We start from the raw sequence: 13,371 nt of genomic DNA, 5'->3' as shown, positions 1-13,371 counted from the left end.
ATGTTCGACGTATACTTCAGCCACTGGGGACTCGCGGCCACGGCCGTGGCACACGCCGTCTTGACGCTCGTGACCGGGTTCGCACTCATGAGCGCGAGACACGGGTATCCACCGCGGGGTCGCTGGCGAGCGGTGATTCGGGTGGCCCACACGGCTTTCGGCGTGTTGATGATCGTCTACCTTATCGGCACGTATCTCGTTGTGCCAATCTGACCCCATGACTTCGACATCGCCCCCAACTGCTTCGGCGACATCGCGTCACCGGAGGACTCGTGAGGGCACTTCGGACTCGGTCTGGGAGTCAAAATCCAATCCGGTCAGCGAGATTCGGTCGTGCAGGGGTGTTGAGTCGTAGACCAGCCATTCAAATTATGGTCGACGAGCGAGCTGTCGAAAGACAGTCCGGTGAGACACAGGTGTCGAAACCACTACAAGACAGTGAGCAACAGACGTTCAAGAACTCGTCCACCATACGGTGATACACCCATCCTACCAAGTTGGTGGTGGAGTCACAGTGATACAGATAGCTTTCTGAGTTATCCCTCGTATACACTCTTTCACCCCACAATTGTAGCACCATTTATGCCGTGCGCCTGAGACGTTGTTCCATGGCTCGGCTGGTTTTTGTGACTATTCCAACCGGAAAACGAGAAGCTGTTCTTGATGTTCTCGATGATGAAGACATTAATTACACAGTTACTGACGAGACGAGTGGACGCGAATACACCTGTGCGGTTCATTTCCCCCTCCCAACGAATGCTGTTGAGCCGGTGTTAGACAGCCTTCGAGAGATTGGTCTAAACAACGACGCAATTACAGTAACTGTCGAGACAGAGTCGGTCACCTCTCGTGATTACGACCAGCTCGAAGAGCGATTTACAGAGGATTCTGGAAGCCCTGAACAGATCGCCAAGGAAGAACTCCAAAGCGCTGCCAAGGATCTCGTCCCAGCGTCCATGCCGATTTATGTTGGCATGACTATCGTGAGTGCAATCATCGCGACAGCAGGATTGCTTCTAGATTCTGCTGCCGTCGTCGTCGGGTCAATGGTGATTGCACCGCTCATTGGTCCCGCAATGGCGACGAGTGTTGGCACGGTCTTTCGGGATCGCAATCTCTTTCGAGACGGTGTTAAACTGCAGATTATCGGGGCCACACTCACAATCGGGGGCGCAGCTCTTTTCGCGGTCCTCATCAGAACAGGGAATCTCGTTCCTCCAGGATTAGATATCCTGTCTATCTCACAGATCCGCGAACGATTTCGTCCGGATATCTTGTCACTCGTGGTTGCCCTTGGATCGGGAGCCGCGGGAGTGATTAGCCTCGCTTCTGGACTCTCATCGGCACTGGTCGGCGTCATGATTGCCGTGGCACTTGTTCCTCCCGCAGCGACCGTCGGCATCGGCATCGCATGGGGAAACACGGCACTCGCTGTGGGATCCGGTGTGTTACTCCTTGTTAACGTCCTGTCAATCAATCTCGCTGCACTCCTCGTGCTCTGGTATATGGGGTATCGGCCTGAGAGATGGTTCCATATGGAGCAGACCAGAACGATATTCATCAAGCGCGTCGGCGTTCTCCTGCTTAGCATTCTGCTTCTTTCTGCGTTCCTCGGCACCGTGACGTTCTCCTCGTATGAGACTGCCACTGTCGAACAATCGATTCGGGACGATGTTCAACGGATTCTCGACGATCCGGTCTATTCGGAGTTCGCTCTTCTCGAAATTCAGTTCGAATATTCAGACAATCTTCTTTCTCAAAGTCCATCTCGCGTTACGATCTTGATTGGGGCCCCCAGAGGAGAGGCACCACCGGAACTAGGTGACCAAATCGACGCGCGTATCGATCGAATCGCGGGTCGAAACGTAGCTGTGCAGGTTCGGTATCTAATCGTTCAAGAGCCCTCATAAGTCCGACCACGGCCCATATTTATCTCAAGAGATGCGCTAATCGACCATTAGGAAAGGTCATGTATCAACGCATTCTACTCCCAACTGACGGGAGTAAAGCCTCGTCGACCGCAGCTGAAGCAGCTGTTAGACTCGCCGATCAGTTCGATGCGGAACTACACGTAATTCACGTCCTCGAACACGACAAAATCTCCACTGAGACTGATGATGTCGCTGCCCCGGCCCGAAATGGCGAGAAAGCAGTACAAGTGGCTGTCGAACTGGCTGCTTCTTCTGGTGTTGAGGCTACGAGGAGGGTCGTCGAAAAGAGCGCGTCGATTCATCAAGAGATCCTCACCTACACAGCCGAACACAGTATCGACTGTATTGTGATGGGAACCCGGGGCAGGAGTGGACTCAGCCTCAGTCGGGCCGTTCTTGGGAGCGTCGCGGAACTAACCCTACGTGAGTCTCCCGTACCAGTCATGACTGTCCACGAGGAGACTGTTATCGATGCAGACATCAGTTCAGTACTCGTTCCAACTGATGGGAGCGAGTGTGCACATACTGCTGTTGAACATGCAGGCAAACTGGCAAGGTCCGTCGACGCAACACTGCACGTCATCTATGTCGTCGAGATAGGACAGGTAATCAACGGCGATAGGGCCCGGAGACTACGAGAAGCGCTCGAGGAAATCGGTGAGAAGGCGCTAAACCTCGCCCTCGAGAAAGTCCAATCGTCGACGTACTTGCCGACCGAAACCTCGCTAGTGACTGGCCCACCCTATCTTGAGATCGTCAGATATGCGGAGGAACACGATGTCGATTGTATCGTCATGGGGACTCACGGTCGGAAGGGAATACGTCGGTTTATCCTGGGTAGCGTTACCGAACGTGTGATTCGCCGTGCTGATGTACCTGTTATTTCAATTAAATAGGTTTGTCAACAAATACTCCCCCAAGGCCACAGGCAGCTAAACGTCCGTACTAAAGTCACAAACCCCAGAAAAATGCGATGCCAGCAGTCGTAACGAGAGTCAGTATCAGTTGTAACGGTGCGCCGACGCGTGCGAAGTCAGTGAACTTGTACCCGCCCGGGCCGTAGACCATGAGGTTCGTCTGATAGCCAACAGGGGTCAGTAGCGGGGTGCTAGCGGCGAAGGTCACGGCCATCACGAACGCGAAGGGGTTGGCGCCGAGTTGGCCAGCAACCTCAACCCCTATCGGTAGCAGCAGCACGACACTGGCGGAGTTGCTGATCATCTCTGTGATGACCGCGGTCCCCAGGTAGAACAGCCCCAGGACTGCGATCACGGGAAGAAGAACGCTGATGGAAACGACGAGGTCAGCGATGAGGGCCGCCGTCCCGGACGCCTCGACCGCAATGCCAAGCGGGATGACGCCCGCAACCATGAAGATCACTTCCCAGTCGATGGCGTCGTACGCTTCTTCGGGTGTGAGGATGCCGGTGAAGAACATCGCCGCGACGCCCGTCAGCGCACTCACCATGAGCGTGAGGACGTCGAGTGCCGCGAGCCCGAGGGCACCAGCAAGGATCCCCAGGGCGATGGGGATCTTCGATCGGTCGAAGTCCTCCCATCTGTCCTCGCCAGCGATAGCGACGTTCGTGTCCCTCGCGATGCGATCAAGCACTTGGTCGGGCGCCTGAACGAGGATGACGTCGCCGTCCTGTAGTCGGACCTCTCTGAGACGCTGACGGATCACCTCGTCGCCGCGCCGGATCGCCAGCACTGTCACGTCGTAGTCCCGCTCGAAGTCTGCAACACCGCTGCGCCGACTCGACCCAGGCCCGGGCAACAGCACGACTTCGGTAAGCTCAATCTCCTCGTCGGGGACCTCTTCCGCCGTCTCGTCACCGTCTTCCTCCGTGTCTTCACTAGACGTCTTACCCTCGGCGAGAGAGCCACTGCGCTCCGCGTCGGGGGGCTCCCAGCCGTGACGGCGTGGCGAGAAGCCGAGCGGGAGGGGCGCATCGTCCTCTGTGGCCGCCTCCATGACTTCCGGTAACAGCTGCAGATGGTCCTGCTCGATGATCTCCTGGAGGGTTTCCTGGTCGGCCCTGACGGAGAGGACGTCGCCGGTCTGAATCCGTTCCGATCTGAGTCCGCGGGCGAGCGTTCGGTTGCCACGAACGATCTGGAACACGTCGAGATCGAGGTCCCGCTCGCTCAGTTCCCCGACCCGGGAACCGACGAGCGGCGAGTCCTCCATGACGACGACATCGGTGAGGTAGTCGGTCATACCGAACGCGTCGGTGGGCGACTCCGCCGGCTCAATCCGTGCAGGAGTGAGGTATCGACCGACGGTGAGCAGGTACACGATTCCCACGAGCAAGACGATAGCGCCAAGATGCGTGAATTCAAGCAGGGCGAACGGCTGTGCGTCGGGACCGCCGACCTGGACCCACACCTCGCTCGCCAAGAGGTTCGTTATCGTCCCAACGACGGTGAGCATGCCGCCAAGCATTGAGGCGAACGACAGTGGTATCAGGAGCTTCGAGGGGGACGTTTTCGTTTGCCGAGCGAGGTTCATTATCGCAGGTATCAACACGGCGACGACCGAGACGTTGCTGACGACCCCGCCCGGCGGTCCGGAGAGCGTGACCGTGGCGAGCAACTGCCGGAACTCGTCGTCCCCAGCGAACGCGATCAGTTTCCGCGTGAGGATTTGGATAACGCCGGTCCGTCGGACACCTTCGCTCAGGACGAACATCGCCAGTACGGTAAGCGTCGCGGGGTTTGAGAAGCCAGAGACTCCCTGCTCCGGCGACACGCCAGTCCACTCGCCGAGGAGGACGAGGGCGACCACGAGACCGACCGCGGTGGCGTCGATCGGTACCGGTTGAGTGACGAAGAGAACGAAGACGATAGCGATGATCACCAGTACGACGACCACGTCGATCGAAACCGGAAACTGTCTAGGGAGTAGTTGAAGAGGCCATTCAGCGCTCAAAGAGAGGAAGAAAAAGATAGTACTCATTTATCGGTGGTCTCCGAGGATTGTTCGGATGATTACATAGAAGTTGGGTTCCCTCCCGGACCCAGATGCTCGCTCCCGGTGGTGGTACGTGAGACGAAGCCAGAGAGAAAATTCCTTCCGAGGGCGAGTGATTCTCACGTCGTCTTAGGAATGGTAGCTCCACGGTAAGAATACCACCGAGATCAAGCCATCAACGGAACGTTATCCAAACCCTTCGAACTGTGTGTGCTCAGGTGGACCGCCGAGTTGTTCGCCCGCCTCGACGAGGCTGGATACCATCGCGTTGAGACCACACGCGTAGACTTCGAGTCGCAATGGATCAAGACGAGCATCGATTGGATATCGGGGTGGTTCGTTTCGATAGCGCTCGAACTCGAACCCACCTCTATATCAGGTCGTTCGAGGGACCGTCGAGGTTCCCCATCGGGTCTTCGGGATGTTCCCGCAGGCCGGGAAAGGCCACGCTAATTGATGCCGACAGTCCGCGAACATCGTAATTGTATGAATTTCGATGAATTCACCGGGACGGTCCAGCATCGACTCGAACTCCCCGGTACCGGCGAAGCCGTGCGGACAACTCGGGCGACGCTGATGACACTGGGAGAACGAATCCCGGCCGGCGCAGCGGAGGATCTTGCTGCCTCTCTCCCGATGGAGATCAAGTGGTACATGACCGGCGCGGTCAGAGAACACGGCCAGCGGTTCGACTGGCAGGAGTTCGTCTCGCGGGTGAGCGAAATCGAGAACGCGGACCCCGCTGATGCCGCGTATCACGCCCGCGTCGTGATCGACCTCGTCCACACACTCGTTCCACAGTCGGATTTCCAACAGTTGCGGGATCAGCTTCCAGAGAGCGAGGACGACGAGAACTGGCAGCAGCTCTTCGAGGTGGTCGACGGTGGCGGATGGGCTGAGTCTCACGGAGCACAAACGGAGGAGAACACCGAATGAGCGTGTGAAACTGCCGGCGAAGGCTGTGCGAACGACGAGTCATTGGACATGACCCTCCTCCGGACCGAACGCTGCTTCACCGCCTCGACGGTCGCACGTGGTGGGATGGCGGAGTGGACAAACGTGCCTGCCTGGAACGCAGGTGGCCGAAAGGCCTCGTGGGTTCGAATCCCACTCCCACCGGTCACGCTAGTTTCGCACGTGAGAGGGCATCGTAGTGAGAACATTCGAAGACCCGACGCGTCGAGTCGGCTCTCTCCCACTCTCTGAGGGACATAACAGGAAGAACACAATCACTTCTAATCGGATGGGAACTACCAACCAATTATATTCGAGACAAATCCGTACCATTGAGGAGAGCCGTGACAGAGGACGAGCTGGCGGACCGCATCGAACGAATCGCCGCCGCCTATGAGAGGCCACCCGACGAGTCCGATCTCCCCGAGGGGTACGACGATCCAATAGTCTATCTTACCGACGAAGACGGTAACTGGAGCGATCTGCGGTACGCGCGGTTGCTTCTGGAAGCACGCGGACCATCCGGACCGGCGTGGGTCGCGCTCCGGGAACTCGAAGAACTTGAACGCGAACTGGATAGCCTCGAAACACGATTCCTTCGTTTCTGGCGGTTCGCTGACAGGGAGTGGCAAACTGATGATGAGTACGAGAGTCTCCAGCGCGAAGCGGAATCGGTCGCAGACCAGATTGCGGCCGAAGGATACCTCGATCGCCGACTCATCGACTCGATCCGTGCCCAACTCGTGATCTTGGGTGAGCTGGAGAAGGCACACTCCGATTCGGAGCCGTGACTGGAGGAAAAACAGTCGGTGAGAGACCTCGCGCGAGCAGACAGTCCCGTCAATAAACCCGAAGTCACCCGTGGCACCTCCACCGAGGGAGAGACGTTCTCGACAAAAAGGATACAATAAGCCGTTCTAGGCAACTGCTGTCCCGTCACACGAGCTGCTCGGCGTACCAGACGTGGATGGGTCTGGTGGGATGCCCTCTCGAAGCGGGTATATCATGAATTCACGGGCCACGGTCTCCCACGCTTCGTTTGGGGGATCGGTCAGTCGTGTCAGGACTCACCTTCGGGAGAGCCGATCGCGTCCTCGAGTCCATCGTCGAAATCGAATCCCGGTACGTAGCGGTCGTCTAATGTGGCTGAGAAGACCTCGCGTGAACTCGTCGTCCGGGAGTTTTCGTGTTGACGCTCCAGAAATATCTTTTATCTGATAATTTCGACGAAGAGTTCCTGCAACCGCTTGTTCGCCCTCGGCTCGGAGTTGGTCACTGGTCGTCACCTCCGTTGAATCCCGATTCGGATGACGTATCCGACCGAAGAGACGCCTGGATCTGGAAGAGGGGCCGACCCTCCCCGGACATCTCGATGTGAACCCAATCGAGTGTACAGCGGTACTGGCATGGATGCCTTCCGGAAGACGACAGTCGGTGCGTCTCTTGGAGGAGTGATGCCTCAAGGAGGCGGTCGAGTTTTCGATAGACCGTCGAGAGTGGAAGGTCCAGTTCCTCTGATAACTCAGCGGCGGTCGACGGTCGACTAACGGTGGCCTGAAGAATACTCCGTGACTTCGAATCGCTTAGTGCACGCAAGAGCTCGCTCCGAGCTCGTTCCTCGAGACCTGACGCCGGATCGGCACCCGTGGGTGATAGACTCTGGTCTTGTGTCACGGCTCTTGAAAGATGCTCACGCTACTGCAAAACGTTCGTTCTTACCCTGGTAAAGCGCTTTAACGGGCTCCCTAGTTCGTCACAGGGTACGTATCAGCGTTCTCTGCGTGGAGCGTGGCGTCGATTAGATGCCTCACCCCAGCACGGATCCGATAAGAGACGGCTTGACGCGTGATACCGAGTTGTTCCCCGAGTTGCTCAAGGGTAATCTCTCGGGGATCCTCGAAGTATCCTTCCTCGCGGGCGAGAAGGAGGGCCTCCAGTTGTGCTTCCGTGAGGCCGTACTGACCGAACGCGTCCTCCGACTCCGGATCCGAAATGCGGAGGATAGTGAATGGCACGTTCGTATCCACGCACTTCTGCTGAAACTCGGCGGCGGCACGGTGATCTCTGAAATGCAGTTGAAACCGCCATCCATTGTTGGTCCCAACGCCGTGCTGAATCATCACCTCCTCGCTGAGGAAAGCGTCGAGCAAGCCGTCCGAATGTGGATCCCAGTCGAGGCGGACTAAACGGCGTCCGTTCTGGACATCCTCGCTCCAGAAGTTGTTTACTCGCTCGTCGGCTCGAATCCGTCGCTTGAACTGTCTGAACAGTTTCGGATCACCCTCGATCCACAGGTAGGGGATCGTTCCATCGCTCACCGGTACGAATTCGACGAGTTCGATCTTGAGTCCCGGTGGGGGGTCGAGGATCTCTCCGAGTTCGAACGCGTTCGTCGGGATCGAGATCTCGACGATGATGGTCACGGGGGTGCTCCGGTCCGCGTCATCGTTCCCCAGACTTTCGAGTTACGTGCAGGTAACGTCAGATCTCCTCTCCACTGCAGTGGTCTCGCGTTCACCGTGCTGTTCCGCCTTCGGTCGATCGTCGTCCGACCGTCGCGGACAGATTCGAACTGTGAGCGCGAGCCCCTAACCGAGCCGAACCTAGTCCCGGAGAGCGCATCAAATAGGGGTGGGCAAGTCGTGCAGGAAAACATTCTTTAACAAGTTGTTCGCCTGATACATGAATGAGGGGGTTGCTTGGTTAGTGTCTTCGGCGCGGCGACGCTCAAGTATCCGCTCACCCTTCGGGCGATCTCAAGTTCTTCGTTGATCGCGATCAGTTCGTGGTGGGTCGGTGCCACGCGACTATGCCGCCGATGTGCCATCGTATGAGCTCCCATCGACGAGCGACACGAAAAACGTTGGTCTCGACAGGCGGGGGGGTATCAATGTATGCTAAAACTTGGCCAGGGTTCACGCGTCCCTTGGACGGATACCCGTCCGGCGTCAGGACTCATCCTCTCCACTTGACGTTCCCCACGGTCCGTCTTGGTCGTGTTACGTTAGGAACGAGGCGGTTGAGGTTCGAACGCTCTATGTCCGAGTTCAACCGCCTCAACGAACCTGCCGAGTCGATTGACGTGGAATTTGTGGAGCGGCAGCGGACACCCGAGTTCGCGATTCAAGTGGGTATTCAGCTGCATCTTGCTGATCTCTCGCTTTTGAATACTAAATAATATCTTGGTAGGTTGGGTGTCGAGCGAAACCGAACCGCGATTCACGACTGGGTACAGAAAGCCGATCTACAGCCCGGCAGCGGCGCTGAACCGAACCAGATTGCGGTTGACGAGACAGTGATTCGCGTCAACGGCCAGCGTCACTGGCTGTACGCCGCGATCGATCCCGACACAAAGCAATTCCTCCATGCACGGTTGTTTCAGACGTGAACGACGCAACTCACCGTGCTGTTCCTTCGTGAACTCCGCGAGAAACAGCAGATCTCAGACGTGACGTTTTCGTCGATAACGCACACCATCTCAAGAACGCGCTGGATCGACTCGGCCTCCGATTTCGTGTGTGCCGCCATGGAAATCGGAACGTTATCAAATATATCTTTCGTGAGGTAAAACGACGAACCTCTTCGTTCTCATATATTTCGAACGCGCGGTTACCGACCGCGGAATCGTGGCTGAACGCCTTCGCCGTCTGGTGGAATCGATGCTAAAGCTAACACGAGGCTATTAGCTACAGTGTAGAAATAGTCGTAGCCAGTTACCTCCGTGTCTAATGGAGTGTGATCTCTTGTCCGAGGACACAACGATTAGAGGTGTCAATATCACCGCTGAACTGAGAGTAAATACGAAAGACAATGGCCGACAACCGTTCGGCGACGGATATTTTTCGCCTCCTCGCTGACGACACACGGGTTGGTATTCTACGTGCCGTTGCCGTTGCGCAATACGAACTCGAACAAGTCGGGGCAGGAGCTGCCGAGCTCACTTTCTCTGAGATTTACGGCCACGTCGATGTGGAGAACACGTCGAAGCTGTCGTACCACTTAGGAGAACTCACTGGGACCTATCTCCGGAAAAGCGATGATGGGTACTCGCTTTCGCACGCTGGTGAGCGCATCGTCCGATTCATCGTATCCAGGAATTACGAGCAACCGGAGTCATTTGGGCCTGAACCCATCGATGGCGTGTGCGTCTTCTGCGGCGAGGAAGCGCTGGAAGCGAAGCTCTCACACCAGTTTTTCCGTATCGACTGTACGGCCTGTGAGTAGCAGGTTACGGGACAACCGACCACGCCCGCACAGGTCAGGACGCGGGGTGGCGAATCACTCGTACAGAGCGTCAAATTGCGTGGTGCGGAGGATGCCAGACAGATCCGGCGGCGATGAGTTTGAAGCGGCAGCGCAGTCCGGTTCTCGACGAGCTGTCTCGAGTGAATCGACTGTTTCGACAGCACCAATATGATAGATAGAAATAACTACATATGGGACTCGTCGCTGAATTCGACATCGACTGTCAGGCGCTACCGCTCGCTGGCGTGGCGGCAGATGTCCGCGAAGCGACAGTGACGCTCGACATACAGTTCAATCACGGGAACCGCCCCCTGTTTCTCGTTACCGTCCAAGACGGTTCTCAGACGGCAATCGAGAACGCCTTCACCGACGCATACGACGTCGGAGAGTGGACGCTCGTTGGAGAGGCTGGAAAGACTCGTCGGTACCAGGTGCTCCCGGCACTCAGTCTGGAGGAACAACTCGGTGAGCATCTCGCCGATCTTGAGGGTCTTGAGGCCCTCGCCACTGCCGACGCTATCATCGAACGGATCACTGTGGTGCCGGGCGGATGGCGACAAACCGGCTGGTTCGCCAACCGGGACGCGTTCCGTAAGTTCTCCTCGTTCTGGCAGCGGAACGCTGGCTTCCGGTTACACCGCCTCACCCAAGATGGAGAGTCTGAACCGCCGGGCGACGGACTGACCGACCGTCAACACGAAGCACTCCGAATCGCATACGAGCTGGGTCATTTCGACATCCCGCGGCAGGCATCCCTGGAAGATGTCGCTGCAGAACTTGACATCTCTCCGTCTTCAGTCTCTGAACGACTGCGCCGGGCCCAAACCCAACTCATCGAGGAGACGGTCGCTACGACGTGGCCGCCGCTTTCGAACTGACAGAGCACGACTCGCCAGTTGACGGAACGGGGAACTTAAACGCCCTCGAGAATTCGAGAATCCCCTACCCGGGCCAATCTTTGATCTTCTACTCGCCTATGGCACTGCAACAGGCACGACACCAATCTGAGACCGATGCGGACACCCCGGAGCGTCAAACTGCTATCGACGCAGAGGACGTCCACGTAACGTACGACGATGGAACAGAGGCCGTCCGAGGCGTCTCTCTCGATGTCGAAGATGGCGGGTTCTTAGCCCCTCACTCTTCATTATAAAAGGCCGGATGACTGAGAGACAGACGTACTCCACTCGTACTAGAACTACGAGGTGCACCAATGCAAACAATGCCCTCCGCTGATGGTACAAGTATCGCGTTCGAACAACACGGAGAAGGACCGCCACTAATACTCCTTCACGGTGGATCCTCGCCCCAGTATTGGAAGCCGATAGTCCCTCGATTTGCTGAGGACTATACCGTCATCGTCCCCCATAGACGGGGTGTTGGACAAAGTGGCAACACCGTGGAATATAGCCTCGAGCGGGGAGTCGAAGACGTTCGTGCAGTCATCGACGCCGTCGATGGAACCCCTGTTCTGTTCGGGCACTCGTTCGGCGGCCTGTTGGCGATTGAGACCGCTCGAACTGCACCCATCGGGAAGCTCATCGCGTATGAGCCGGCAGTCCTCGTCGGAGAGTACAGAGAACAGGCCGACCTCGCATCACAGATGCAGGCCCGAATCGACGACGGGGAACGCCGACAGGCGATGAAGTTCTATATCCGCGAGGTCATGCACGGTGGCGACATCGATGATCTCGACGGGTGGCTTGCCGAGTGGCCACCGTGGCCTGACATCGTCGCTCTGACCGAAAACATTGCGCGGATCAACCGCGCCATCGAACAGTACCAGCTTCCCGAGTCACTAGAAATCGACGAGCCAGCACTCCTGCTGACCGGAACCGAAGGGCCGCCCCACCTTCGAGACGGCATCCGTGCAGTTGACGAAGCCCTCTCGGACAGTCAGTTCGTCGAGTTCGACGGCGTCGGTCACGGTGGCCCGACAGAAGCACCTGATCGTGTTATCGCTCAGGTACGCTCCTTCATCGACGGGGCGATGGCTCCAGTCCCGGATAGTAGTGATTAGAATTAAAACACCCTCGTAGATATCGTTCCGATACGATATCACACGACTATTGAGCGATAACATCGCTCGTTCTGGGAGTAGATTATCATTGGTAGCATTTATCGAAGAGTAAAAGAACAACGCAACATCCAATCATAATAACATGAATCGGAACACGAAGCTTGCATTCGTAACGAGTAGTCGTTCAATGTTGTTTGCGCTTCTGTTTCGAATTCCGCCGACTCACTATTCAGCATCAACTCTGTTCGCCACACTCGGGGGTGTTTTACTATTGGTTGGACTTGGATACGAAACTAAAATCATCCAATTCAATAGATCAGAGGTGAATTAACTGTATCAGCTCCACAGTAGTGTAATTGTCACTCTGCGCTTTGTTCTATGACGAGTTTCTGTGTGCCGGTCATCGAGAGCACTGGACCCAGGGCCAGTGCTGTCAGGAATCGACCCGTGGGTCCGCCCACTATGACGTACCGTCCTGTCGGGGCAAGCGCGCGCCGGTACGCCCGCATCGAATGGGGCCCCCGTATCGAGGATCAGGTCGTACTGCGTCCCCGCGGTGGTGATATCTGTCTCGGTGTAATCGATGCCGTGGTCGGAACCGATCGAGCGAACCAATTCCATCTTCGCGGTGCTGCACACACCGGTCACCTCGGCCCCGAGATGCTTGGCGACCTGCACTGCGAACGTTCCAACGCCGCCGGAGGCCCCGTTGACTAGGACGTGCTCGCCGGCTTTGACTCGACCGACATCGCGGAGCGCCTAGAGGGCGGCAACGCCCGATGTCGGGCTCGCTGCGGCTGCCTCGAACGAGACCCTGGCCGGCTTCGAGACGAGCGCCGTCACCGGCACACAGACGTACTCGGCGAACCCGCCGAACCCGTGTTCGGAGATGTCGGCGATGACCTCGTCGCCCGGCTGAAACGTCGTGACAGCTGAGCCGACCGCCTCGATCTCACCCGTGATGTCGACGCCGGGGGTCGGGAACTTCGGACGGCGATAGCCACCGTAGATGAGTCGAATGAGGAACGGCGTCCCGCGCATGAGGTGCCAGTCGCCCGCACCGACCGACGCGGCGACGACACGGACCAAGGCTTCGTCATCTCCGGGGTGGGCTTCTCTACCTCGGTGTACTCCAGTACCTCGGGGCCTCCGTACTCCGACTGGACGACCGCGTGCATGGTGGTCGCATCCTCCGCTGTCGTGACTGACGTCGGGGACGTGGTCGCCGACCGAGATTCTGTTTCCGCT

12 protein-coding genes, 1 tRNA gene and 2 pseudogenes are annotated in these 13,371 nt (G+C 57.3%); 10 read left to right on the top strand and 5 right to left on the bottom strand.

What is annotated here, in order from left to right; all coding sequences use genetic code 11:
• From FZP69_RS09775 to FZP69_RS09765, 3 genes are all read left to right on the top strand, one after another.
• Positions 1–213: a hypothetical protein gene (locus tag FZP69_RS09775; RefSeq protein ID WP_152041124.1), complete on the top strand. Its 213-nt coding sequence runs from the start codon at positions 1–3 to the stop codon at positions 211–213.
• A 395-nt stretch (positions 214–608) separates the two neighbouring features.
• A complete protein-coding gene (locus FZP69_RS09770) occupies positions 609–1,910 on the top strand; it encodes a TIGR00341 family protein (RefSeq protein WP_152041123.1) in 1,302 nt (433 codons plus the stop codon).
• 59 nt (positions 1,911–1,969) lie between these two features.
• Positions 1,970–2,827: a universal stress protein gene (locus FZP69_RS09765; protein ID WP_152041122.1), complete on the top strand. Its 858-nt coding sequence runs from the start codon at positions 1,970–1,972 to the stop codon at positions 2,825–2,827.
• A gap of 55 nt (positions 2,828–2,882) precedes the next feature.
• Here FZP69_RS09765 and FZP69_RS09760 read toward each other — a convergent pair whose 3' ends face one another.
• Entirely contained in the window at positions 2,883–4,889 is a 2,007-nt protein-coding gene (locus FZP69_RS09760) for an SLC13 family permease (protein ID WP_152041121.1), read from the bottom strand.
• A 501-nt stretch (positions 4,890–5,390) separates the two neighbouring features.
• Between FZP69_RS09760 and FZP69_RS09755 the strand changes: the two genes are divergently transcribed.
• From FZP69_RS09755 to FZP69_RS09745, 3 genes are all read left to right on the top strand, one after another.
• The gene (locus FZP69_RS09755; RefSeq protein WP_152041120.1) at positions 5,391–5,840 is read left to right on the top strand and encodes a DUF2267 domain-containing protein; all 450 of its coding nucleotides are present in this window, start codon (positions 5,391–5,393) and stop codon (positions 5,838–5,840) included.
• A gap of 99 nt (positions 5,841–5,939) precedes the next feature.
• A tRNA-Ser gene (locus tag FZP69_RS09750) sits at positions 5,940–6,023 on the top strand.
• Positions 6,024–6,202: 179 nt separating this feature from the next.
• Positions 6,203–6,649: a hypothetical protein gene (locus FZP69_RS09745; RefSeq protein ID WP_152041119.1), complete on the top strand. Its 447-nt coding sequence runs from the start codon at positions 6,203–6,205 to the stop codon at positions 6,647–6,649.
• Positions 6,650–7,130: 481 nt separating this feature from the next.
• On the opposite strand, the gene FZP69_RS23390 is transcribed toward FZP69_RS09745, so the two are convergent.
• Both FZP69_RS23390 and FZP69_RS09735 read right to left on the bottom strand, forming a co-directional pair.
• Positions 7,131–7,532, bottom strand: a complete 402-nt coding sequence (locus FZP69_RS23390) for an ArsR/SmtB family transcription factor (protein ID WP_152041118.1) — start codon at positions 7,530–7,532, stop codon at positions 7,131–7,133.
• Positions 7,533–7,603: 71 nt separating this feature from the next.
• Complete coding sequence (locus tag FZP69_RS09735) at positions 7,604–8,281, bottom strand: helix-turn-helix domain-containing protein (RefSeq protein ID WP_152041117.1); 678 nt, start codon at positions 8,279–8,281, stop codon at positions 7,604–7,606.
• A gap of 614 nt (positions 8,282–8,895) precedes the next feature.
• Here FZP69_RS09735 and FZP69_RS09725 point away from each other — a divergent pair.
• The 4 genes and pseudogenes from FZP69_RS09725 to FZP69_RS09705 all read left to right on the top strand — a co-directional run bounded on the left by FZP69_RS09725 (position 8,896) and on the right by FZP69_RS09705 (position 12,123).
• Positions 8,896–9,524: pseudogene (locus FZP69_RS09725) on the top strand (IS6 family transposase).
• A 144-nt stretch (positions 9,525–9,668) separates the two neighbouring features.
• On the top strand, positions 9,669–10,082 hold the full coding sequence (locus tag FZP69_RS09720) for a DUF7347 domain-containing protein (protein ID WP_152041116.1): 414 nt from the start codon (positions 9,669–9,671) through the stop codon (positions 10,080–10,082).
• Positions 10,083–10,294: 212 nt separating this feature from the next.
• Positions 10,295–10,981, top strand: coding sequence for a helix-turn-helix domain-containing protein (locus FZP69_RS09715; RefSeq protein ID WP_152041115.1), 687 nt, complete (start codon positions 10,295–10,297; stop codon positions 10,979–10,981).
• A gap of 335 nt (positions 10,982–11,316) precedes the next feature.
• Positions 11,317–12,123, top strand: a complete 807-nt coding sequence (locus FZP69_RS09705) for an alpha/beta fold hydrolase (protein ID WP_152041114.1) — start codon at positions 11,317–11,319, stop codon at positions 12,121–12,123.
• Positions 12,124–12,459: 336 nt separating this feature from the next.
• Here FZP69_RS09705 and FZP69_RS23385 read toward each other — a convergent pair.
• Positions 12,460–12,807, bottom strand: a pseudogene (locus FZP69_RS23385) (hypothetical protein); the annotation flags it as partial.
• Positions 12,808–12,882: 75 nt separating this feature from the next.
• Positions 12,883–13,359 (bottom strand): alcohol dehydrogenase catalytic domain-containing protein, encoded by a 477-nt coding sequence (locus tag FZP69_RS09695; protein ID WP_152041112.1) that lies wholly within the window; start codon positions 13,357–13,359, stop codon positions 12,883–12,885.
• Positions 13,360–13,371: the final 12 nt, after the last annotated feature.

This window comes from Salinigranum salinum (assembly GCF_009176545.1).
Classification (GTDB): domain Archaea; phylum Halobacteriota; class Halobacteria; order Halobacteriales; family Haloferacaceae; genus Salinigranum; species Salinigranum salinum.
The sequence above is the reverse complement of the archived record's forward strand: the minus strand, read 5'-3'. Positions and strand labels throughout refer to the sequence as shown.